General features: G+C 71.7%; 18 protein-coding genes and 1 pseudogene. 10 read left to right on the plus strand and 9 right to left on the minus strand.

Annotated features, from left to right (window positions below):
* Position 1: 1 nt before the first annotated feature.
* Positions 2–658: a M15 family metallopeptidase gene (locus ACMA1D_RS23090; protein ID WP_414725916.1), complete on the plus strand. Its 657-nt coding sequence runs from the start codon at positions 2–4 to the stop codon at positions 656–658.
* 224 nt (positions 659–882) lie between these two features.
* Here ACMA1D_RS23090 and ACMA1D_RS23095 read toward each other — a convergent pair.
* A pseudogene (locus ACMA1D_RS23095) lies at positions 883–1332 on the minus strand (DNA-binding protein); the annotation flags it as partial.
* Between the two features lie 114 nt (positions 1333–1446).
* Here ACMA1D_RS23095 and ACMA1D_RS23100 point away from each other — a divergent pair.
* Complete coding sequence (locus tag ACMA1D_RS23100; protein ID WP_414725917.1) at positions 1447–2199, plus strand: helix-turn-helix domain-containing protein; 753 nt, start codon at positions 1447–1449, stop codon at positions 2197–2199.
* Between the two features lie 296 nt (positions 2200–2495).
* Positions 2496–3380, plus strand: a complete 885-nt coding sequence (locus tag ACMA1D_RS23105) for an NAD(P)-dependent oxidoreductase (RefSeq protein ID WP_414725918.1) — start codon at positions 2496–2498, stop codon at positions 3378–3380.
* Positions 3381–3834: 454 nt separating this feature from the next.
* Here ACMA1D_RS23105 and ACMA1D_RS23110 read toward each other — a convergent pair whose 3' ends face one another.
* Positions 3835–4242, minus strand: coding sequence for a VOC family protein (locus ACMA1D_RS23110; protein WP_414725919.1), 408 nt, complete (start codon positions 4240–4242; stop codon positions 3835–3837).
* A 203-nt stretch (positions 4243–4445) separates the two neighbouring features.
* Here ACMA1D_RS23110 and ACMA1D_RS23115 point away from each other — a divergent pair, with 203 nt between their 5' ends.
* Together ACMA1D_RS23115 and ACMA1D_RS23120 are read left to right on the plus strand one after the other, a co-directional pair.
* A complete protein-coding gene (locus ACMA1D_RS23115) occupies positions 4446–5912 on the plus strand; it encodes a serine hydrolase domain-containing protein (RefSeq protein WP_414725920.1) in 1467 nt (488 codons plus the stop codon).
* 448 nt (positions 5913–6360) lie between these two features.
* A complete protein-coding gene (locus tag ACMA1D_RS23120; protein WP_414725921.1) occupies positions 6361–7788 on the plus strand; it encodes an SGNH/GDSL hydrolase family protein in 1428 nt (475 codons plus the stop codon).
* 226 nt (positions 7789–8014) lie between these two features.
* Here ACMA1D_RS23120 and ACMA1D_RS23125 read toward each other — a convergent pair whose 3' ends face one another.
* Entirely contained in the window at positions 8015–8491 is a 477-nt protein-coding gene (locus ACMA1D_RS23125) for an N-acetyltransferase family protein (protein WP_414725922.1), read from the minus strand.
* A 21-nt stretch (positions 8492–8512) separates the two neighbouring features.
* Positions 8513–8929 (minus strand): MarR family winged helix-turn-helix transcriptional regulator, encoded by a 417-nt coding sequence (locus ACMA1D_RS23130; protein ID WP_414725934.1) that lies wholly within the window; start codon positions 8927–8929, stop codon positions 8513–8515.
* Between the two features lie 352 nt (positions 8930–9281).
* Between ACMA1D_RS23130 and ACMA1D_RS23135 the strand changes: the two genes are divergently transcribed.
* A complete protein-coding gene (locus ACMA1D_RS23135) occupies positions 9282–10580 on the plus strand; it encodes an MFS transporter (RefSeq protein WP_414725923.1) in 1299 nt (432 codons plus the stop codon).
* On the opposite strand, the gene ACMA1D_RS23140 is transcribed toward ACMA1D_RS23135, so the two are convergent.
* Entirely contained in the window at positions 10553–11071 is a 519-nt protein-coding gene (locus ACMA1D_RS23140) for a DUF2269 family protein (protein ID WP_414725924.1), read from the minus strand. The two genes, ACMA1D_RS23135 and ACMA1D_RS23140, sit on opposite strands and share 28 nt — an antisense overlap.
* Positions 11072–11386: 315 nt before the next feature.
* On the opposite strand from ACMA1D_RS23140, the gene ACMA1D_RS23145 reads away from it, so the two are divergent.
* From ACMA1D_RS23145 to ACMA1D_RS23155, 3 genes are all read left to right on the plus strand, one after another.
* Positions 11387–12019: an HAD family hydrolase gene (locus tag ACMA1D_RS23145; protein WP_414725925.1), complete on the plus strand. Its 633-nt coding sequence runs from the start codon at positions 11387–11389 to the stop codon at positions 12017–12019.
* A gap of 1505 nt (positions 12020–13524) precedes the next feature.
* Positions 13525–15051, plus strand: a complete 1527-nt coding sequence (locus ACMA1D_RS23150) for a globin domain-containing protein (protein ID WP_414725935.1) — start codon at positions 13525–13527, stop codon at positions 15049–15051.
* A 62-nt stretch (positions 15052–15113) separates the two neighbouring features.
* Positions 15114–17252 carry a pyridoxamine 5'-phosphate oxidase family protein gene (locus ACMA1D_RS23155; protein WP_414725926.1) on the plus strand — a complete coding sequence of 713 codons (2139 nt, stop codon included), beginning with the start codon at positions 15114–15116 and terminating at the stop codon, positions 17250–17252.
* A 69-nt stretch (positions 17253–17321) separates the two neighbouring features.
* Here ACMA1D_RS23155 and ACMA1D_RS23160 read toward each other — a convergent pair whose 3' ends face one another.
* The 4 genes from ACMA1D_RS23160 to ACMA1D_RS23175 all read right to left on the minus strand — a co-directional run bounded on the left by ACMA1D_RS23160 (position 17322) and on the right by ACMA1D_RS23175 (position 21447).
* A complete protein-coding gene (locus ACMA1D_RS23160) occupies positions 17322–17846 on the minus strand; it encodes an NUDIX domain-containing protein (RefSeq protein WP_414725927.1) in 525 nt (174 codons plus the stop codon).
* Positions 17847–17903: 57 nt separating this feature from the next.
* Positions 17904–18809, minus strand: coding sequence for a LysR family transcriptional regulator (locus ACMA1D_RS23165; RefSeq protein WP_414725928.1), 906 nt, complete (start codon positions 18807–18809; stop codon positions 17904–17906).
* 834 nt (positions 18810–19643) lie between these two features.
* The gene (locus ACMA1D_RS23170) at positions 19644–20954 is read right to left on the minus strand and encodes a cystathionine gamma-lyase (protein ID WP_414725929.1); all 1311 of its coding nucleotides are present in this window, start codon (positions 20952–20954) and stop codon (positions 19644–19646) included.
* 115 nt (positions 20955–21069) lie between these two features.
* Positions 21070–21447 (minus strand): phage holin family protein, encoded by a 378-nt coding sequence (locus tag ACMA1D_RS23175; protein ID WP_414725930.1) that lies wholly within the window; start codon positions 21445–21447, stop codon positions 21070–21072.
* A gap of 43 nt (positions 21448–21490) precedes the next feature.
* Here ACMA1D_RS23175 and ACMA1D_RS23180 point away from each other — a divergent pair, with 43 nt between their 5' ends.
* A complete protein-coding gene (locus ACMA1D_RS23180; protein ID WP_349990491.1) occupies positions 21491–21808 on the plus strand; it encodes a cupin domain-containing protein in 318 nt (105 codons plus the stop codon).
* Positions 21809–21944: the final 136 nt, after the last annotated feature.

Raw genomic sequence — 21944 nt, forward strand, 5'->3', positions numbered from 1 at the left:
CATGACTGAAATCGTCTTGATGTCCGATCCGCAGGTGGCCGCCGTGCCGGTCGAGGAGTGCGGTGAACCGCTGGTGGACGTACGGCGCGGCACGCCCCTCCTCGTTGACGAGCGCAAGGGGCAGGACGCCGGCAGCGCCTTCGCTCACCTGCGGTCGGGCGTGCTGGACCGGCTCTGCACCGCACAACAGGCACTCCCCCCGGGGCTGCGACTGCTGTTCGTCGAGGGGTACCGCCCGCCAGCCCTTCAGCGTCAGTACTTCGACGAGTACTCCGGCGAACTCCGCGCCGAGCACCCCGACTGGACCGCCGCCCAACTCCACTCCGCGGCCAGCCGCTATGTCTCACCGCCCGACATAGCGCCGCACAGCGCCGGCGCTGCCGTTGACCTGACCCTCGCCGACGACACCGGACGCGAACTCGACCTGGGCACCCGGATGAACGCGACACCCGAGGAGAGCGCCGGCGCCTGCTACACCGAGGCGGACAACATCACCACAGAGGCCCGCGCCCACCGCGACATCCTGAGCACCGCACTCGCCACTGCGGGCCTGGTCAACTACCCGACGGAGTGGTGGCACTGGTCGTACGGAGACCGCTACTGGGCACTGGCCACGGGGGCGCCAGCGGCCCGTTACGGGGCGAAGGAGCTGGGCTGAGGGTTGGGGTTCTGGGGGCTGGGTGGGGGGCCGGGGGCCGTGGGGGGGTGTTGTTATGCGGGGTCCGGCCTGGTGTCTGGTTCTGTGGGCGTTGCGATCTGTTCGGTCTTGGGGTGTGGGGCTGTGGACGTCTTGCCGGGGGAGGCAGCTTCTTCTGATTCGGGACCGCTGCCGGTGTGGGGGCTGGGGACGGGATCCGTAGGTGCGGGAGCCGGCGCGATGTCCGTGTCGGTGCGCGAGAGGAGGCGTTCGTAGCGCTGCCGAGCGGCCTGGGGGGTGCCGAGTCCGAGGCCGAAGGCGATCTCGGGCCAGGTCATGCCGCGCCCCCGCGCCATCTGGAGAAGGCCCACTTCGAGTTCGTCCATCTCGCCGCGGGCCAGCGGCATGAGGGTGAGGGCAGCCGTGATGTCGGTCTGGTCCACCGCCGGTTCGCCCTCCGTGGGGAGCGCTGCCCCACTGAGCAGGAAGGAGACCAGCCGGATCGCCTCGTGCGCGCCGATGATCGACGGATGGGCCTGCCGCTGCCGCTGCTCGGCGCTGGCGGCGTGACGCTCGGCAATGCGGAAGAGGGAGGCATAGACGCGCTCGGCTCGCGCCTGCTCGGGAGATGTGGGTGTGAAGGGAGCGACGGACGAGTCGCTGGACGCTGACATGCGTCCAGGGTCGACTGGCATGAAGCCGCTGTCAACTGTTTGTTGTGAACAGAATGTTTGCATGGTGGAGGGGGGCCCGGGAGGGGCAGCTAAGCCGGCACCCTCCACTCCCCCACCCCCAGGCATCCTGGTCGTATGTATCGAGAGCGACGCTCAAACCTCGCCGGCACGGTGGTGTGGGAGCGTCGGGCCGTAGCGGGCGCGGATCTCGTGCGGGTGTTGCCCGATGGGTGCATGGATCTGCTGTGGCGCGACGGGCAGCTCTTGATCGCCGGGCCCGACACCCGGGCGCACCTCGTTCGGGACCGGCCGGGCGCGGTCCACGTCGGACTGCGGTTCGCCCCCGGCGTGGGGCCCGGTGTGTTCGGCCTGCCGGCGTCGGAGCTGCGCGACCAGCGCGTACCGCTGGACGAGGTCTGGCCCCGGACCGAAGCTGCCCGACTGGCCGAACTCCTCGCGAAGGCGGAAGTGGCAGGCCGTGCCCGCGTACTGGAGGTGGCCGTCGCCGCGCGACTGCGAGTGGCCGAAGAGCGACCGGCGTGCGGCGATGCGTACGAGCTGGTTCCGCCGTACGCGCGAGTGGTCGCGGGGCTGGGCGCCGGCGGGACGGTCGCGGCGCTGGCGCGGGAGGTCGGGCTCAGTGAGCGGCAGTTGCACCGGCGGTGTCTGGCGGCGTTCGGGTACGGGCCGAAGACGCTGGCTCGGGTGTTGCGTCTGGGGCGCGCGCTCGATCTGGCGCGTGCGGGTGTGGCAGGGGCCGAGGTCGCGGCCCGCGCCGGGTATGCCGATCAGGCCCATTTCTCGCGCGAGGTGCGGGCCTTGGCCGGCGTGCCCCTGACGGAACTCCTGTCGCCCACTGCCCAGAGCCGCGATGGGCGTGAGCCGTAGCGGAATCGGGCCGTGGCCGTTGCCCCGACTCGCGTCCTGCGGGGTGGGAGCCGCACCGTTCTCGTGGTTCGGCGCCCGGCTGATGTGGATGTTGGCGCCGGCAGGTACGCCGCCGGCCCGCATCTAAGTAGAGCGTTCATTCTAGACCGTGGTACGTTTCCGTCACGCGCTAAGTAGAACGTTCGTTTTAGGGGTTCTGCGTCGGCGATTCCGCATCCCATCGCGTCCGGAAATCGCATGTGCCGCCGCGCCCCGCCGCGCGCCCACCGCAGACCGTCGCATAGAGGAGAACCGTCATGGCCAACAGCGCCAAGCCGCAGGTGACCATCGTTGGACTCGGCCCGATGGGGCAGGCCATGGCCGGGAGCTTTCTCGACCGCGGGTACGCCGTCACCGTGTGGAACCGAACCGCGGCGCGGGCTGAGCCGCTCGTGGCCCGGGGCGCCGTTCTCGCTTCGAGCGCATCCGATGCGCTGGCCGCCAGCGAGGTGGTGATCATCAGCCTCACGGACTATGCGGCGATGTACGACGTGTTGGCCCCGGCGAGTTCGGCGCTGGCCGGCCGCGTGCTGGTCAACCTGAGTTCCGATACGCCGGAACGCGCTCGGGCCGCTGCACGTTGGGCAGCCGCGCACGGCGCCGAGCACCTCACTGGCGGAGTCACCGTTCCGCCCTCCGGAATTGGGCAGCCGGATTCGGCCACCTTCTACAGCGGCCCGCGTGAGGTGTTTGACCGACACCGGCATGTGCTGGAGGTCGTGACCGGACGGGTCGACTACCGGGGCGACGACCCGGGGCTCGCCGCACTGTTCTACCAACTCGGCATGGTCATGTTCTGGACCTCGATGCTCGGCCACTGGCAGGCGGTCGCCCTCGCCCAGGCCAACGGGTTGACCGCAGCCGACGTCCTGCCGCACGCCACCGAAACCGCCAACTCGCTACCGTCGTTCTTCGCCTTCTACGCCGACCGAATCGATGCTGGTCAGCACGGTGGCGACGTGGATCGTCTGGCCATGGGGCTGGCCAGTGTCGAACACGTCCTGCACACCCACGCCGACGCGGGCGTCGACACCGCGCTGCCGGCCACCGTCGTCGAGCTCTTCCGCCGTGGCGTGAACGCAGGCCACGCTGCGGACAGCTTCTCCAGCCTGGTGGAACTGCTGCGGAAGCCCGCGGCGTAGGCCGGACTTGTCGGACTTGGCGCTATGCGGGCATCGGGAGCCACGTGTGTCAGGTGCCAGTGCGCCGACGGTGTGCGCCGGAGATGACCCGGCGCGCGTCCAGCGCGCGTTTCGGCACTCGCCGGACGTGCGTCCGGCAGTGCAGGCAGCGTACGGCTGCCCCGTCGCGGGCGTGCCGCCTCACCCCGCAGACGTGCTGGCTGGCCGCGGAACGCAGGCAAGTCCCCACAGCCCGTCCCCACAGCCCGTCCCGGTGGACAGCCCCCCGCGGGCGGGTGCCGCGGGCAGCTTCCGCGGGCGAGGGCGGGCTGCGTGGCGGGGCGGGCGCCGGCCGGGCGCGGCCCCCCGGGTGGGCGGATCACCGCTGATGGCTACGGGCAGCAGAACTAGGAGTCCGATGCGGCCATCGTGACGAAAGCCTGAGGAGCCCGGCGCCTCCAGTGCCGCGAAAACCTCAGGAGTCCGACGGCGCCAGCGCCGCGAAGAGGTCGACCGCATTGCCGTCGGGATCGTGCAGCACCGCGTACCGCTGGCCCCAGAACGCATCCCACGGCGCCTTGTGCCCCACGTACCCGTCCCGGGTGAGCTCCGCGTACACCGCATCGACCTCCGCCGGGTCCGCGCAGCGGAAGGCCAGGCCGACGCGGTGGCCGCCGCCCGACGGCGGGGTCCAGTCGGGAGCGAAGGACTTGACCGTGGCGACGGTGTCCCAGGCGATGCGCAACCCGCCGGGCAACTCCACCTCCACGTGCGGCTCGCCGTCGGCGGTGGCCGGAATGTCGAGGCCGAGGCGGCGGTAGAACGCGAGCGTGGCGGCCATGTCGTCCACGACCAGGCCGATGAGATCGAAGCGAGGTGTCATACGGCCACGCTAGGCAGCCGTCGTGCCCATCGTCTTGAACGAATCGGACGTGTCACGCCCATCGCCCGACACTCCCGTCCCACCCCGGAGGGCTCCCACCCCGAGGGCTCCCGCCCCGCCGGGTATTTCGCTGTCCGGGCCCGTGCTGCGGTCGTTAGGGTCCGGTGGCGAGGACCGTTGTCGCGCCGCTGATGAGGAGCACCATGACCGACACCGCCCCACCCGCTGACCTGCTTCCCGCGACCCGTCGCGCCCTGTTCCATCGGATCGCCGTCGGGCAGGCCGAGGGCCGCGCCCCGTCACTGGTGGGGGCAGTGGTGCGGGACGGGCAGTTGGTGTGGTCCGGCGCGCGGAGTGCGCCGGGCGGTCCCGCGCCCGACGCCGATACGCAGTACCGCATCGGCTCCATCACCAAGACGTTCGTGGCGGTACTGGTGTTGCGGTTGCGCGACGAGGGGCTGCTCGACCTGGCAGATCCGGTGCGCAAGCACCTGGCCGACCCGTTGGCGGTCGCGGACGTGGACCCCGCCGTCGGTGACGCGACCGTGGCTCAGTTGCTGGCCCACCTGAGTGGCATCGCCGCCGAGGCGCGCGGCCCGTGGTGGGAGCGCACGCCGGGCGACCTCCGCCCCGAGTTGGGCGATGTGTTCGGCGAGCGCCCCCAGCGGCTTCCGGCGGGGCGTACCTTCCACTACTCCAACCCCGGGTATGCGCTGCTCGGGGCGCTGGTTGAGGAGTTGAGGGGCGCCCCGTGGGGCGAGGTGCTGCACCGCGAGGTGCTCGCGCCCCTGGGCATGACGCGTACGTCCGTCACCCCGCAGCAGCCGCACGCGCAGGGTTGGGCCGTGCACCCCTGGGCGGACGTGGTGCAGCGGGAGGCCGTGGAAGAGATGGGGCGGATGGGGCCGGCGGGCCAACTCTGGTCGACGGCTGCGGACTTGGCCCGCTTCGCGGTGTTCCTCGCGCGGGGCGATGACCGGGTGTTGAGCGCGGCGACGCTGGCCGAGATGCGCCAGCCCGCCGCCCCGCCGGAGGGCTCCGCATGGGACGGCTCCTACGGGCTCGGGTTGCAGGTGGCGCGCAGGAACGGGCGGCTTCTTTTCGGCCACACCGGTTCCATGCCGGGCTTTCTGGCCACGTTGTGGGTGAGCCACGACGAGGGGCTGGCCGGGATCGCGCTGGCCAATGCCACCTCCGGGCCCTTCGCTTCCACCATCGCCGCTGACCTGGTACGCATCGTCGCCGAGCATGAGCCGCCGGTGCCGGAGCCGTGGAGCCCGCTGACGGACGTGGACCCGGAACTGCTCGCCCTCACCGGAGACTGGTACTGGGGGACCCATGCCTACGTCCTCCGGTTGAACGCCGGGCGCTGGCTTGAACTGAGCCCGTTGCGCGGCTCGGGCCGCGGTTCGCGCTTCCGCCCCGAGCCCGATGGCACGTGGACGGGTCTCGACGGCTACCACGCGGGCGAGACGCTGCGAGTGGTGCGTACCGAGCCGACGGCGCGTACGGCTGAGGGCGACCGGCCCACTGGTCCCACCGGCCCCACCACCCACCTCGACGTCGGCACCTTCGTCTTCACGCGGGAGCCCTACGAGCCGTCAGGAGTGGTGCCGGGCACCATCGACCCGGCCGGCTGGCACGGCCGGCCCGCTGCTGATCAGGGCTGATCCGCGAAGACTGGCCCTGGCCCTGGCCCGCCCGTACGCCGCCGCGAGCACGGCGGGGCCCGTCGGCCCGTCGGCTGACCTGCGGCCCCGCCGCGCCACCTGTCCGCATGGCTGCTGCCCGTACGACCTGGCCGTCCGGGCAGTTCGTACGAATCAGGGCGTAGTACCGCGTCGCTGCGCAGGCCGAGCGCGCCTGCCCGCCCCCGGGCAGCCGATGGCGCCTGTTGGCGCCCGTTGGCGACGCGCGGGCGCGCGGGCCGGGGGGAGTAGGGGCGCAACCTGACCCTGCCAGTCGTACGCAGCCGATTCGTAGGCACGGGGCACCTACGCACCGGCGGTGGCTGGGTCCGAAGTTCCCGCTGTCGCACGCTGATCTCCGAACGGCCCGAACCGCTGCGGAACCTCCCGCACCGGCGCCGCGGCCCCCTCGTCACCAGGAGAAACAGCCATGCGTTCAACACCGCTCCGCCTCGCCACCACGCTCGTCGCGCTCACCGCAACGCTCGCCGGGGCGAGCGTTGCCGGCGCCCGGCCCCGTCCCGCGTCTGCTAACGACACACCGACCAGCGCTTCGACGACCAGCACGGCGACGGCCGACGACTCCGACCGGGGCCCCGGTCACGCCCCGTGGACTGCCGGGTGGGCCGCGCCCGTACAGCGCCCCAGCTCGGGTTTTGAGGAGAACTGGTCGGAGCAGGGCTTCGCCCGGCAGACCGTTCGGCAGGTCGTACGGGTCACCAGCGGCGGCACCCAGGCCCGCATCAAGCTCTCCAACCGCTACGGCGACAAGCCGCTCAAGGTGGCCGGGGCCACCATCGCGCGCAGTGCCGGCGACGCCTCCGTACGACCGCACACGCTGCGCACGCTGACCTTCGGCGATCACCCGCGGCTGACCATCCCGGCCGGTGGCGAGCGCACGAGCGATGCGGCCCCGTTGCAGGTCAAGCCGTTCGAGAAGGTGACGGTGACGCTGTACTTCGCCGAGCCCACCGGCCCTGCGACCTTCCACGCCCAGGCGTACGCCAGCAGCTACCGGGCCCAGGGCGACCACCGGCGGGACCGCACCGGATCGGCCTTCGGGGAGCAGACCCACTCCTGGTACTACCTCGCCGATGTGGAGTTGACAGGTGAGCGGCGCGGTGGTGCCGGTACGCGCCCTGGGACGCCCCGGGCTGTCGGTGCGGACGGGGCGCACGCCGGTGACCGGCGCGCCGCAGCCAAGGGCGCGACGGCGGCCCGTCGGGGCGCGGTGGTGGCGTTCGGCGATTCGATCACCGACGGGTTCGGCTCGACCGTGAACGCCGACCGGCGCTACCCGGACCGACTGGCGGAGCGGCTTGCCGCTGCCGGCACGCCGCGGCCCGTGCTCAATGCGGGCATCGGCGGGAACCTGCTGCTCAACGACTCGGCCTGGTACGGGGACCGGGCCCTGGACCGCTTCGACCGGGACGTCCTGGACAAGCCGGGGGTGAGTTCGGTGATCGTCTTCGAGGGGCTGAACGACATCGGCTTCAGCGAGGTGGACATGCCCACCTACCAGCCCAACCCGCAGCTTTCTGCCGATGAGTTGATCGCGGCCTACCGAGAGCTGATCGCGCGCGCCCATGCGCGTGGCGTCCGGGTCATGGGTGCGACGATCCTGCCCTTCAAGGGTGCGGAGTACCACACGGCACGGGCCGAGGCGAAGCGCGAGCGGATCAACACCTGGATACGGACCTCGGGCGAATTCGATTCCTACGTGGACTTCGCCGCGGCGCTGGCCTCGCCGGAAGACCCGCAGGCGCTGGACCCCGCGTACGACAGCGGCGACCACAAGCACCCGAATGACGCTGGCTACCAGGTGATGGCCGAAGCGATTGACCTGAAAGCCCTCTGATGGCTGGTGGTGACACCGCCACGGCGGATGTCTCCTGCGGGTGGTCGGGAGCGCGGTTGCGTCGGGGACGACGCAGCCGCGCTCCGGCCTGCCCGGGCGCCGAACTGGCCGAACTGGCCGAATTAACCGTCTTCTGACGTACGCGTGCACCATGGTGCCCCCTGCACTCATGCAGCCGTGCACCGTCGACCGGTCCGCCACCTCGGGAGGTCGGCGTACGCCCTGGTCAGAGCTGTAGCTTGAATCCCAGGTGGGACGCCTCGAAGCCGAGGCGCTCGTAGAAGCGGTGTGCGTCGATGCGCGTTGCGTCCGAGGTGAGTTGGACCAACTGGCAGCCCGCCTGGCGTGATGCGTCGATGGCCCACTCGATCAGTTGCGTACCGAGGCCGCTGCCGCGCTCGTCGGAGTGCACCCGCACTCCCTCGATGAGAGAGCGGGTGGCTCCGCGGCGGGACAGGCCCGGGATGAAGGTGAGCTGGAGCGTGCCTACGAGACGGCCGTCGCGCACGGCCGCCACCAGCCACTGGTTCGGATCACTGGCTATTCGCTCGAAGGCGGCGGTGTACGGGGCGAGGTCGTTGGGCGATTCGCGCTGTGCTCCCAGCGCGTCGTCCGCCAGCATCGCCACGATGGCGGGCAGGTCTTCCGCCTGCGCCCGCCGGAACTCGACCGCAGCCGTGTCAGGCTTCTCGAAATCGCTCATGATCCGGAGGCTACGCCCCCGTCATATGGAGGTCGGGATCCGCCCCAGGGTACGGACAGCCGTCACCAAAGGCTCCAATTCGGGGCGTTTGGCCGCCTCTTGAAGGGCCTCGCGGAGGGCGACGTCATGGACGGGGCGGGCGCGCTCCAGCAGCTTCCGGCCATCGTCACTGACGTCGGTGTAGATCCCGCGGCGGTCGGTCGGGCAGAGGTACCGGACCAGGAGGCCACGCTCCTCAAGCCGGCTGACCAGGCGCGTGGTGGCGCTCTGGCTGAGCACGACGACGTCGGCGAGCTGGTTCATGCGCAGGTGGCCGCCGTCGCCGTCGTGCTGGTCGCTCAGTACGTCGAGCACCGAATACTCCCGCACGCTCAGCTCGGCCTCGGCCTCCAGCGCGCGCTCGATGTGGGACTCCAGGCGGCTGTGGAGCGCGGACAGGGCGCACCAGCCCTGGGCGAGGGCGCGCCCCGGAAGGGCGGCCTGCGGCTCGCCGGGCTCTCCGTCGGGGGCCTGGAGCTGATTCTCGGAGGTGCCGCCGGAGGGCTCCGGGAGGTTGCCCGGGGCCGGCGATGGTGTCCGATCACGGCCAGTACTCAGGTCTTTCCCCTGGTCGGCAGCGTGCTGCTGGTCCGTGGTCGGGTTCAGCCGTTGTGCCATGGGACGCCCCCTTCGGTGTCGTACGAACAAGGATAGGCCACCAGCGAAATAGCCGGCGCTTGCCAATATAGCGCGTCTGCAATTATTGTGGGAGCCCGTAGACGTTCTATGCAATCTTCTGGAGGGTCGCGTCATGCCGCTCGCGTTGCTGGCCTTGGCCATAGGGGCCTTTGGTATCGGGGTCACTGAGTTCGTGATCATGGGCCTGCTGCCGGAGGTCTCGGACAGCTTCGGCGTCTCGATCCCCACCGCGGGCTATGCCGTGACCGGGTACGCCCTCGGGGTCGTCATAGGAGCCCCGTTCATGACCGCGCTGGGGACCAAACTCACCCGCAAGCAGATGCTGCTGATGCTGATGGGTCTGTTCATCGCGGGCAACCTGGTCACGGCACTGGCCCCCGCCTTCGGGGTGCTGCTCATGGGGCGTGTTCTCGCGTCGTTCACCCATGGTGCGTTCTTCGGCGTCGGCTCGGTGGTCGCCGCCGACCTGGTCGCTCCGAACAAGCGGGCCGGCGCGATCGCGAGCATGTTCATGGGGCTGACGCTGGCCAACGTCGTCGGTGCCCCGCCCGGCACGCTGATCGGCCAGCACGTGGGGTGGCGCGTCACCTTCTTCATCGTGGCCGCGCTCGGTGTGATCGGTCTGCTCGGCGTCGCCAAGTGGGTGCCGGCCCGGCCGGAGCCCGCGGCGGCCGAGCTGCGCAAGGAGTTCGGGGCCTTCCGCAACCCGCAGGTCTGGCTGGCCATGGCGATGACGGTGCTGGGCTTCGGCGGCGTGTTCGCGGCCATCACGTACGTGACGCCGATGATGACCGAGACGGCAGGGTTCGCCGAGTCCAGCGTGATGTGGCTGCTTGCGGTGTTCGGCCTCGGCATGGTCGCGGGCAATATGATCGGCGGCCGGTACGCCGACCGGCACCCCATGCGGTTGCTGTACACGAGCCTCATCGGCCTGGGCACGGTCCTCGGGCTCTTCACCCTCACCGCGCACGACAAGATCGCCGCCACGTTCACCCTCTTCCTGATCGGCCTCTTCGGCTTCGCGACGGTGCCCCCGCTCCAGAAGCGCGTCATGGACCACGCGGCGGAGGCCCCCACGCTTGCCTCGGCGGCCAACATCGCCGCCTTCAACCTGGGCAACGCACTCGCCGCCTACCTCGGTGGCCTCGTCATATCCGCCGGCTTCGGGTACACGGCGCCCAATGTGGTCGGGGTGGGGCTGGTCATATCCGCCCTGGGTGTCGCGGCCTTCTCGGCCCGGCTGGAGCGCCGGCAGCAGAGCGGAGCTCCGGCTGCGCCGAGCCGCGTCGTCCAGACCGGTGGCCCGACCGCGGGGACGAGCGACGCCGCAGCCGCCGCCGGGGCGGAGCCTGCGGCGAAGCTCCCGGCGGGGCGGCCGGCGGCTCAGTCGGCCGCGGACCTCACGACCTGACGTCGGTGACGCCGGCCCCGGCCCGTCAGGCCCCACGGCTTGAGTACGGAGATGGCGGTGATGAAGACGTAGGTGGCCAGGGAGACCGCGGGCGGAATGATCACGTTGGCCTTGTCCGCCACCTCTTCGCCGGCCGCGGCCTGTGCCGCCACCTCGTTGATGCCGGCTCGTAGGGAGAACGCCGAGAGCGCGGCGGTGGCGAGGGTCAGCCAGAACTTCGTGAGGACCCAGCGGTGCCGGGCCAGGCCCCAGGGCGTGCCGAGAGCCAGTACCAGCCCGGTCACCAGGGCCGACAGGCTCAGCGGAATGATCAGCCAATCGCCGAACACTTTCATCGAGCGGAAGGCCGCCTCGGCCTCCGCGGGCGAGTCGCCCGTCACCCCCGCGATGGCGAGGGCGAGGAGCCCGAGGGTGACGCCGAGCCAGCCGACGGAGGCGACGACATGGAAGACGACCAGGACACGACGGGAGGATCTGGAGAGCTGGCGCATGCCTCTCACGCTGCCGCGGTCGCCCGCGCGGCGCGTCGCACGGCGAGAGTATCCGTGGGGCCTCCGCCGGGAGCAGCCGAGCGGCAGGGGCCCGCGCCGACGACCAGCCGTCCGCGGCCGACTGTTCCGTACCGCGCCGAGGACCTGGCCGGAAGGGGCCACGGCACGGCAGGTCAGCAGCGGTGTGCGTGCGGCGCCGGGCCGGTGGGTGGGTGCCGGTCGGCGGGGCGCGGTCGGCTACGACGGGGGCGGTATTGGCGGCCATGGCCGCAGGGCGGGGCGGGGGATTGGGGCGGGGTTCTACGCTCGGCAGCTATGACCAGACTGCATCTGTTTGACCTGGACGGGACGTTGATCTACGGGTCGGCGGCACCCGTTGAGATATCGCGGCAACTGGGGCTTGAACGCGAGATCGCCGAGCTGGAGCGGGCTTTCGCCGGCAGGTTGCTGGGGCCTCCGGAGTTCGCCCTCCGGGTGCGTGAGTTGTGGGCAGAACTCACGGAACAGCAGGTGGCGGACGCATTTGAAGGGGCGCCGTGGCTGGTCGGGATACGTGAGGTATGGGCCGATATAGCGGCGCGTGGTGAGTGGTGTGCGGTGATATCGCTCTCGCCGGACTTCTTCGTACGGCGCCTGTTGGAGTGGGGAGCGCACGCCGCGTTCGGTTCGCGATTTCCGGCGGTGCCGTTCCGGGAGCCGGTGCGACCGGACGGCATCCTCAATCCGGCGGCGAAGGTGAAGATCGCGGATGAACTATGTGAGAGGTTCGGGGTGAAGCGGTCGGAATGTGTGGCGTATGGAGACTCCATGTCGGACGCCGAACTGTTCGCCGCGCTGCCCGTGTCCATCGCGGTTAACGCTGACCAGCACCTGAGCGGACTGGCCTCATATGCGTACGTGGGACGCGATCTGCGGGCCGCGTACGAATTGACCAGCAACCACCGGTAATTGCGTCGATAAGGGGGACATAAGGGCTCGTCAGCACGGGGCTTGTGCATTTATCCGGGCCGGGTATGGTCAACCCCGTTCGAACGTGAGAACGCCATCGGGTACCCCCGCGGGGTAGACCGGTGAGCTCAGCCTATCGGGAACGGGAGTGCTGGTAAGGGGAGTTCGGAACTATTGCCCCGAGGTGCGGACGCGGCTGCCACGCTGGCCGACGCAGCGCCACACACCAGGCGTATCACCACGTGAGGGACCGATGGGTATATCGCGCGACAGCTCGTAGGGAACCGAGCGGGGCGGGCGAGAAGTCCAAGATCTGAGCAACGGTTCGGAAACCGGTCCCGGGTGGTGACGGATGCCCTGGGGCGCAAGGACGGCGGGCCGGCATGGCGCACGCCGTTGCGAGTCGCTGAGCGAAGGGTCCCGCGTCGGGGAGGGGAAGGGGACGTGGGGCTCGGGGTGCCTGCCGCCCGCTGCCTGCCATCGAGGTGGGTGTGCCGAGGTGGCTGCGGTGGTGCTGGTCGAGGGGCCAGCCGCCCGGTCGGTATCGGGCCCTGACAGCGACGAAGACTGACGAAGTCCGGCACAGAGATGTTCGAGGCGAGGCAACCATGAACGCTCCGACCACCACGTCAGCCGACGGTAGCGAGCCCGGTGGTTCTGGCGACGACCATGGCGAGAACCGTGATCGAGGCTGGTTCACTCCGACCAAGCAGCTAGCGGACGCCCCACCGCGGGACCAGGCGGCGGCGGGTGCGCAGTCGGGGGCCGACGGGGGCAGCACGGGCGCGTTCCGTGGCGAGGCGCCCCATGGGCAGGTGCCCCCTGGTGGGTCAGCGGAGCAGGGCCGGGCCCGGGCGCGGGGCCGGTCGGTGGCCGCGATCCGGCCGGTGGGCCGCGGAGCGGCGCCAGCCACCGCACCGACGGCTCCGTACGCTGCCCCGCGCGCGGTGGGCGGGCCCCCGGACCCGACCGAGCCGGGCGGGGCCCAGGACTCACGATCGGCGTCGGACAGCGGGGCTCCGCGCGCGGTGGCACCCCAGCCTCAGGGCCAGGCCCGAGGCGCGGGTGTCGGGTCCGCGGGCCCGCGGATGGTTGCGGAGTCCGTGATGCGGGAGCACCCGGGGCATGAGCCACAGCGTTCGTATCGCGAGGGGGCGACGGAGCGGGCGGTGCGGGCGACGGAGCAGGCCGGCCCCCACCTGAGCAGTGCCGATCACCCCGGCAGCACTGAACGGTCCGGTCGTACGGATCGCCCGGGTCGTACGGAGGACTTGGGGCGTACGGATGCTCCCGGGCGTATGGATGAGCCGGTGGGAGGGGCGTCTGCGCCGGGCGGTGCTGGTGTGGTTGGTGAGGGCACCGCTCCCGGTGTGGTTGCCGGGCCGCGGCGGGTGCCGGCGCAGCGCAGCATTCTGCCCTTGGACAGCACCACAAGCAGCCCGGACCCGGCGCTCGCACCTTCGCCGCCGCCGGCGGCGGCTGGGGTCGGGGCTGCCGGTGCACTGGTGCTCTCCGCCGCCGCTGGCACGGCGGCCGTTGGCGGAGCGGGTACGGCACCGGCACCGGCATCAGGGCCGGCGCCTGGGCGGGAGGGCGCGGACGGGGCGGGGGCGACGGGGCTGCGGCCGGTTCCGGCCCGCGAGTTCGGGGGCGGGGCGGGCCCGGGGCGACAGGACGGTTCCGTACCGAATGCAGGTCCCGCTCCGTACGCCGGTGGCGCCGAGTTGGCCCGGCGTGGTGAGCCGGCCCCGCCGGGGAGCGGCGAGCCGGTGTCCGCGGCCGGGCGCGCGGGCCGCCCCTTCGAACCGCCGCAGGCCGGCGCGCACTTCGAGGGCGTGCTCGCCTCCGGCGCACGCCCCCCGAGCGAGCACGGCGGCGGCGCCTTCGACGACCTGCCGGAGATCGCGTCGGCCGACACCCAGCTCATCCGGCGCACCCTGTTGGAGATCGAGCCGATCTCCGACAAGGTCACCTCGTACTTCTACGCCCTGCTCTTCCTGCACCACCCCCACCTGCGGGAACTCTTTCCGGCGGCCATGGACGCGCAGCGGGACCGACTGTTCAAGGCGCTGCTCACGGCCGCGCGGCACGCGGACGAGCCGGAGATCCTCGACGAGTACCTGGCACACCTCGGCCGCGGCCACCGGAAGTACGGGACGCAGGCCGAGCACTATCCGGCGGTCGGCGAAAGCCTGCTGGGGGCGCTCGCCCGGTACGCGCCGAACACCTGGGGCGAGGCCGCGGAGGCCGCCTGGGTGCGGGCGTACACCACCATCTCGCAGACGATGATCGACGCCGCGGCGGAGAACGAACTGACCGCGCCGGCCTGGTGGCAGGCCGAGATCGTGGAGCACGAGTTGCGCACGGCGGACATAGCCGTGATCACGGTGCGCCCCGACCAGCCCTACCCGTTCCGGGCCGGGCAGTACACGAGCCTGGAAACGCCCTGGTGGCCGAGGGTGTGGCGGCACTATTCGTTTGCGTCGGCGCCGCGTACGGACGGGCTGTTGTCGTTCCATGTGAAGGCGGTGCCGGCGGGCTGGGTCTCCACGTCCCTGGTCCACCACGCCCGGCCCGGCGACCAGATCAAGCTGGGGTCGCCCGCCGGTTCCATGGTCGTTGACCACGGGACGAACAACGGGCTGCTGTGCCTTGGCGGCGGTACGGGCATCGCGCCGATCAAGGCCCTGGTAGAGGACGTCGCGGTGCACGGACGCCAGCGGCCGGTCGAGGTCTTCTACGGCGCGCGGAGCGACCACGACCTGTACGACATCGAGACCATGGCCAGGCTCGCGCGCGAACACCCCTGGCTCTCGGTGCGCCCGGTCGTATCGGACGGCCCCACCAAGGGGCTGAGCGGCCAACTCCCGGATGCCGTAAGGAAATACGGGCCGTGGAATGCCTATGACGCCTACCTTTCCGGGCCGCCCGGACTGATCCGTAGCGGCGTGAACACCCTGCGCGGGATCGGCATTCCACCCCATCGCATTCGCCATGACTCGTTGGAAGAACTCGTGGGGGCGCTCGGCTAGGAATCGGCATGGGCAGCGGGGATGCAATGCGGGGGACGAGGGGCGAACGAGGACACGGGACTGTGGAATACGTGGAGACCGGGCCGGAACGCACCGTCACAGGCACGGCGGACCAGCAGTGGCACACCGCACTCGACAAGGTCAACGGCGCGCACCCGCCGGCGGACCGGCCTGACCTGGACGATTCTGAGTCGGGTGGTGGTAGGGCCGGGGAACGCGCGTTGCAGCAGCGGCTCGGTACGAAGAAGCGGGCCGACCGTTTCTATTCCGAGCAGGTGCTCGACCACCTCAATGCGCGCATGTGCGAGTTCGTCCAGCGGATGGAGATGTTCTTTCTGGCGACCTCGGATGAGAAGGGCGAGTGCGACAGCACGTTCCGGGCCGGCACCCCCGGTTTTCTGCGCGTGTTCGACGAGCGGACCCTCGCCTATCCGGAGTACCGCGGAAACGGCGTCTTCGCGAGCCTCGGCAACATCGAGCGGAATCCCCATGTCGGGCTGCTCCTGATGGATTTCCAGCGGGACCGCATCGGTCTGCACATCAATGGTCGGGCCCGGGTGGTGAGCGATGCGGACATGCGCGTCGAGCACCCGGAGTTGCCGGTCGATCCGGTGCCGGGCCGACGCGGGGCGGTGTGGGTCGAAGTGGTGGTGGAAGAGGCGTACATCCACTGCGCCAAGCACGTTCCGCACCTGGTGAAGGCAGAGCGCAAGGCGCCGGGTGAGGGCCGGGCCTGGGGCACCGACGACAACCGCCGCAAGGGCGGCGACTACTTCGGCGCCGCTGCCGACGCGCGCGCCCGCGCGCAGGACGAATCCACCGTGCGGACCTCCGTACGGGGCCGGCACGTTGACCGGGCCGGCGCGGCTGCCCGTGCCGATGACGGCGCAGGTGAGCCGGCCGCGGCTGCGACGTCCGGCCCGGCCCCGCTCCCGGCTGCGACGTCCGCCCTGCCTCCGGTCGCGGCACCGGCTGAGAGTTCCGCCCCGCCTCCGGCGACGGCTGTGGCTGTGGCTGTGCCCCCGCCTCCGGTCGTGGCTGCGGCCCCGCCCCCCAACTCGCTGGAAACGGGCCCGCTGCCGGCCGCCGTTGGACCGTACGCCCCCGCCGCCGGCTCGTACGCACCCGCCATCGGCTCGTACGCACCCGCCGCCGGCTCGTACTCGGCGGCCTCCGGCCCGTATGGGGCCGGCGCGGGTTCGCCGGCGTCCGCCCCCGGGGTGCCCTCGGATGCGCCGGCGGCTCAGGCGGGGGAGGTGCCTCAGCAGTCGTTCGGGCCTCCGCCTTTGCCGCCGCCCCCGCCGTTGCCTCCGCTGCCGCCGCAACCGACCGGCGGGTTCGGGCTGCCGCACCCGTTCGCACCGGCCGAACCGCAGGTCCCGCCGCCGGCGCTCCCGCAGGGAGCCACGGGGGACGGGGCGGTCGGTTGGGGAGCCGGAGCAGGTGGGGCGGGAGGGGCGGCCGGGCGCCAGGGCCAGCAGCACCAGTACCGGGGTCAGCATCAGGCGCCGGAGCCGCCGCAGGACGGCCATGACGTATGGCGGGAGGCGGTGGAACGCGTACTCGATCGGGCGCGGCGCTCGCCCGTGGCGGCGACGGAGGGCGGGCACGAACCGTTCACCGGCTGGTTCGCCGCGTCCCCTCCTCCCCCTTCTCCCCCTCCCCACCCGCAGCAGGGCCCGGCCGCGGCGGCGCAGCCCCCCGCCACACCGCCGGCCCACCTCGCGCCGCCCTGGTCCGATGGCGGTGGGGCCGGTGGCGGCTGGGCCGACCACGGTGGAGCGGCAGGTACGGGCAGAGCGCCGGGGCCCTTGTCGGTCGGGTTGCCCGAGGGCGGCGCGCCGGGGCCCGCGGCGTGGGCATTGCCGAGCCCCGGGAGCTCCCAGTCGTACGGCAGCGGCAGCGGCAACGACAACGGCAACCCCACCCCCAACGGCCACTTCGGCTCGTACGCCGCAACCTCCCCGTGGCCGGCCGAGCATCGCGATGCGCCGCGTGACCTGCGAATACCTCAGGAAGAGGAGAGCGAGGGGCGGGCCGACGCCCCGCCACCCCCAGCGGGCGACGGCCCCACCTCGAACACTCCGTACACCCCACACACCCCCAGCACCCCATACGCCCCGCACGCTGCCCACACACCAGCCGAGCGCCATGAGCGGCCCGAGGCCCACCCCACCCCGGAACCACGTACCTTCCTTTAGCCAGCAGCCAGCAGCCAGCAGCCAGCAGCCACCGCTGCGACGAGGCAAGCCGCGGAGTGGAGGGGAGCGTCAGCCGAGGTCGCCGGCGAGCAGGGCGCGGACGCCCTCGATGTTGGCGTCGAGGAAGGCGCGGAGCGAGGGCGGAACCAGACCCACCGATGCGACCCCCGCCCGGGTGAACGGAACGCGCACCACCTCGTACTCGCCGCGCGGCTCCTCCACCTCGGGGCCGTGCCGCCTGGTCAGGTCCATGCTGGCGAGCCGGCAGGCGAAGAAGTGCTGGACCTTGACGCCCTGGTCGGGGACGGGCCGGCCGGCGAGGTCGTCGCGGCGCGCGTCGATCGGCACGGTGTCCACGAAGGCCGGCACCACGTCGGTGACCTCGGCGCCGAGTTCCTCGTCCATTTCGCGGTGCAGGGCGTCGATGACGGTCGGGTCGTCCGGTTCGACGCCCCCGCCGGGCGTGATCCAGTACGGGGCTTCGCCCGGCTTGGTCCGCTTGATCAGGACGAGCTGGGGCGTGGCGTCGGCGGCTAGGTCGCCGTCGAGCAGGATGGCACGGGCGGTGCGTTTGACCACGGGCCGTTCGGTCATAGGGGAGATCTGCCGCGCGTGGCGCCGCGCGAAACCCCGTTCGTCCTGGTAGAGCCACTACCAGTCGACCGCGGCGCGGAGCAGCCAGTCGTGCGTGCGGGCGAGGTGCGGCGCGGGTGAACCGGTGCGCATGACCAGGAAGTAGGTGCGCAGCGGCGGCACGGGCGGTTCGTGCAGGGCGACCACCTCCCCCTTGTCCAGCGCCTCCATGCAGAGGTAGCGGGGCAGTACGGCCAGTCCCGAACCGGCCATCACGCAGGCGAGCACCGCCCGCAGGTCGGGCGCGATGACGGTGGCGGTCGCGGTGACGGAGGCGTCGAAGACCGTCGCCCAGTACGAGGTGACCAGCGGCAGGCTCTCGTGCACCTCGATGATGGGCACCGGTTCGAGGGCGCGGTGGAGTGCGACGGGCGCGCGGCTCGCGCGCAGCAGCGTGGTGCCGAGCCTGGCCGCCCAGCGCGGGGCGGCCACCAGCACGTGCTCCTCGTCGCACAGCGGGGTCGCGACCAGCAGCCGCCCGCGCGGTTGCGACGTGGTGATCGCGAGGTCGTAGTGGCTGGCGGAGAGGCCGGTGAACAGTTCGTCGGCGGTGCCGAACGTGGCGCGTACGGCGAGCCCGTCGAGGGTGAGCGGGGCGAGCGCCGGCAGTACGCGCAGTGCGGTGAACTCGGGTGGGCCGCCCAGATGGAGGGTGCGCCGGGAGATGACGTCCGCGCCGTCGGACTCGGTGATCTCCAACAGGGCGTCGATGTGCGGTGCGGCCTTGTGCGCCAGTTCGTCGGCGGCGCTGGTCGGGGTGACTCCCCGGGCCCCGCGGATGAACAACGGCCGTCCCAACTGCCGCTCCAGGCTCCGTATCTGCCCCGTGACCGCGGGTTGGGAGAGCCCGAGCAGGCTCGCGGCCCGAGTGAGGGAACCAGCGCGGTAGACCGCTATGAACGTACGAAGCAGGGCCAAGTCCATCGATTCCCCTCAGCTTCTGATGCCCCGCCGCGAGCCAACTATAAATATGTCGATAGGTTCATGTCGCTAGGGTGATTGGACACTGACGCAGAGTCAACTAGCCTTGGTCGCGCGGTTCGGCGCGGTTCGGTGGCTGCTGAACCGTGGCTGGCAGAGCCACGAGGGGGGAGGTTCTGCCAGCCTGTTGTGTTTGCGGGGCCGTCGCGCGGACGTCTTCGGGATGGCTCTCGGGGCCTGGGGGACACCCGGTTTCCCGGGACTCCGCGAACACCGGGTCGCGCAAACCCGGCGACCCGGCCCCCGCGTGACCCGCCCCCGCCACCGGGCTGAACTCCGGCCGTGCCCCACGCGGGACCCGTTTCTTCTGCCCCATCCGCGTCGTACGGCCGCAACAGCCGCAGCCTGGGCGACTGCAGCCGCGTACGACTGCAGCCGCGTGCGCCGGCAACCGCGTACGACTCCAACGCCCTCTCCTCGTACGGACGGCAACGGCCTCATCGCGTACGCGAGAACACCAGAAAAATAGCTAAAATGCGCCCGAAGTGCCCATGAATTCCACCGGGAATATCCGCCGAAATAGGGTCACCGAAAAACAGCCGACGAGGCCCAAGCGGCCGACGGGGCCGGCACGGTCACTGAAAGCAGCCGCCGAAAGCGGCTATCGAAGACGGCCACCGGAACTCCGGGCAGAATGCGCGCGAACAACCCGCCGGAAGGTGCGCGAACCTGCCCGCCCGGGGCCCGATGGCCGCTTTCGCCCGCGGACCCGCCACCGCCCACCGTCCGCGGACCCGCCTCCGCCTCCGCCCGCCGGCCGCCTCCGCCCGCCGCGGGTTACGCAGCAGGCGCCGTCGCCGCCGCGGTCAGTGCCCGGTCCACGTCCGCGAGCAGGTCCGCCGTGTCCTCCACGCCGACCGAGAAGCGGATGAAGCCTTCCGGTACGGCGTCCCCGCCCCACCGCTGGCGGCGCTCGGCCGTGGACCGTACGCCGCCGAAGCTGGTCGCATCGCCCACCAGCCGCAACGTGGCCAGAAAACGCTGGGCGTGGGAGCGGTCGGGGAGCGTGAACGACACCACACAGCCGTAGCGTCCGTGCGGCATCTGCCGGCTCGCGATCTCGTGCGCCGGGTCGCCGGGCAGCCCCGGGTGGCGGACGTCGGAGACCTCGGGCCGGTCGAGCAGCAGGCGCGCGAGCGCCAGCGCGTTGGTCGCCTGCCGGTCGACCCGCAGGTGCAGGGTGGCCAGCGAACGGTGGGCGAGCCACGCCTCCATCGGGCCCGGGATCGCGCCCACGCTCTTGCGCCAGGCGCGTACGGTCGCGGCGAGTTCGGGCGTGCGGCAGGTCACGTACCCCAGGAGCAGATCGCCGTGGCCGGTCAGCGCCTTTGTGCCGCTGGCCACCGAGAAGTCCGCGCCGAGCGCGAGCGGGCGCTGACCCAGCGGGGTGGCCAGCGTGTTGTCGACCGCGACCAGCGCGCCCCGGTCGCGGGCAGCCGCCACCAGCCGGGGCACGTCGCAGACGTCGAGCCCCGGGTTGGACGGCGTCTCAAGCCACAGCAGCCGCGCCCCTTCCAACTCGGCGAGTTGGGCATCGTCCCTGGTGGGAGCGGTGCGTACGGTGATGCCGTAGCCGCTGAGCCGATCCCGCAGCGCGTGCAGCAGGTGGTAGCCGTCGGCCGGCAACACCACCGCGTCGCCCTGCCGGAGTTGCGAGAAGAGGACGGCCGACATCGCGGCGGCACCGGAGGCGAACACGACGGTTTCGGGCCCGCCGGGAGCGCCGCCGGCGGACCCGGGCAGCGCACCGGGCGGGCACTCAAGCTCGGTGATCGCCCGCTCCAGGTGCGTCCAGGTCGGGTTGGCCTCCCGGCCGTAGGTGTACGGGCCGGCCAGCGGGTCCGCATCGCCCGGCAGGTGGAAGTGGGCCGCGAAGACGGGCCCCGGCAGCGTCGGTTCGTACGCCGCCGCGTCCGGCAGCCCGGCCCGGACCGCGCGCGTCCCGTCCCCCACCGCGCGCGCATCGCCCCCGCCCGCGCGCGTGCCGCCCGTGCCTGCTTCGTCGTACGGGGCGGGCTCGGGCGCGCGCCCGTCGGTCGCGGGTCGGTCCGCGGGCCCGCTCAAGGGCTCGTCTACGGGTCCGTCCATGGCTTGTTCCTTTCGGGTGGCCGCGAGGTTGACCCGGGGTGGGGCCGCCGGCTCCCGCCCGGTGGGCGAGGCGGCGGGGCGCTGTTCCGGGGGCCGCGCGGCGTGGTGCACCGGGTCAGTCCTGGTCGGGCAGAGCGGCGTTGAGCGCCCAGGAGACGATGGAGATGATCAACGCCCCGACGAAGGCGGCGCCGAAGCCGTCCACGTGGAAGCTGAGGTCGGCCGCATCGGCCAGCCACGACGTCAGCAGCAACATGAACGCGTTGACCACCAGCGTGAACAGGCCGAGCGTGACCAGAAAGAGGGGAAAGGAGAGAAACTTCACGATCGGCTTGACGACAAAGTTCACCAGCCCGAAGAGCAGCGCCACGAGAATCAGGGTGACCGTCTTGCGGCCGGTGTTCTCACCGGTCAGGGTGATGTCTTTGAGTAGCCAGATGGCGACCGCAAGTGCGCCCGCGTTGGCGAGTGTCTTTACTACGAAATTCTTCATGGAAGCGATCGTTGCAGATGAGACAGCAAGGGGTGGAGAGGGCATGAAGGCGTTCCGGCTGGACGAACTGGAGGCGGAGCGTGCCGCGAACGACGGGGCGTACCTACAGTTCCTGCGCGAGCGCAATATGTCCGTGGGGCTGTACGCCCTGGATGCGGGCAGCACCGATCCGCAGCAGCCGCATCAGCAGGACGAGGTCTATCTGGTGATGAGCGGCCGGGCGGCGATCACGGTGGGGGCGGAGACCACGCCGGTGGCGCGCGGCAGCGTCGTCTACGTGCCCGCGGGCGTTCCGCACAAGTTCCACCACATCTCTGAGGACCTGCGGATCATGGTGGTCTTCTCTCCGCCCGAGGGCTGACGGCGACGCGCGGTCGGATGCCGGGGCGGCGTGCGGCGTGCGCGGGCGCCAGGGGGCGGTGGGTGCCGGGGCGGTGGCTGCCGGGGGCGGGCCGCGGCACCCGCCCGCCGGCGGCCTGCCGGGCCCACTCCGGCCC

This window comes from Streptomyces sp. 796.1, from assembly GCF_047525675.1.
Taxonomy (GTDB): Bacteria; Actinomycetota; Actinomycetes; order Streptomycetales; family Streptomycetaceae; genus Streptomyces.

Excerpts from the sequence above, each read along its gene's own strand:
- ACMA1D_RS23090 (WP_414725916.1), top strand. The coding sequence starts at position 2 with ATGACTGAAATCGTCTTGATGTCCGATCCGCAGGTGGCCGCCGTGCCG.
- ACMA1D_RS23100 (WP_414725917.1), top strand. The coding sequence starts at position 1,447 with ATGTATCGAGAGCGACGCTCAAACCTCGCCGGCACGGTGGTGTGGGAG.
- ACMA1D_RS23105 (WP_414725918.1), top strand. The coding sequence starts at position 2,496 with ATGGCCAACAGCGCCAAGCCGCAGGTGACCATCGTTGGACTCGGCCCG.
- ACMA1D_RS23110 (WP_414725919.1), bottom strand. The coding sequence starts at position 4,242 with ATGACACCTCGCTTCGATCTCATCGGCCTGGTCGTGGACGACATGGCC.
- ACMA1D_RS23115 (WP_414725920.1), top strand. The coding sequence starts at position 4,446 with ATGACCGACACCGCCCCACCCGCTGACCTGCTTCCCGCGACCCGTCGC.
- ACMA1D_RS23120 (WP_414725921.1), top strand. The coding sequence starts at position 6,361 with ATGCGTTCAACACCGCTCCGCCTCGCCACCACGCTCGTCGCGCTCACC.
- ACMA1D_RS23125 (WP_414725922.1), bottom strand. The coding sequence starts at position 8,491 with ATGAGCGATTTCGAGAAGCCTGACACGGCTGCGGTCGAGTTCCGGCGG.
- ACMA1D_RS23135 (WP_414725923.1), top strand. The coding sequence starts at position 9,282 with ATGCCGCTCGCGTTGCTGGCCTTGGCCATAGGGGCCTTTGGTATCGGG.
- ACMA1D_RS23140 (WP_414725924.1), bottom strand. The coding sequence starts at position 11,071 with ATGCGCCAGCTCTCCAGATCCTCCCGTCGTGTCCTGGTCGTCTTCCAT.
- ACMA1D_RS23145 (WP_414725925.1), top strand. The coding sequence starts at position 11,387 with ATGACCAGACTGCATCTGTTTGACCTGGACGGGACGTTGATCTACGGG.
- ACMA1D_RS23160 (WP_414725927.1), bottom strand. The coding sequence starts at position 17,846 with ATGACCGAACGGCCCGTGGTCAAACGCACCGCCCGTGCCATCCTGCTC.
- ACMA1D_RS23165 (WP_414725928.1), bottom strand. The coding sequence starts at position 18,809 with ATGGACTTGGCCCTGCTTCGTACGTTCATAGCGGTCTACCGCGCTGGT.
- ACMA1D_RS23170 (WP_414725929.1), bottom strand. The coding sequence starts at position 20,954 with ATGGACGGACCCGTAGACGAGCCCTTGAGCGGGCCCGCGGACCGACCC.
- ACMA1D_RS23175 (WP_414725930.1), bottom strand. The coding sequence starts at position 21,447 with ATGAAGAATTTCGTAGTAAAGACACTCGCCAACGCGGGCGCACTTGCG.
- ACMA1D_RS23180 (WP_349990491.1), top strand. The coding sequence starts at position 21,491 with ATGAAGGCGTTCCGGCTGGACGAACTGGAGGCGGAGCGTGCCGCGAAC.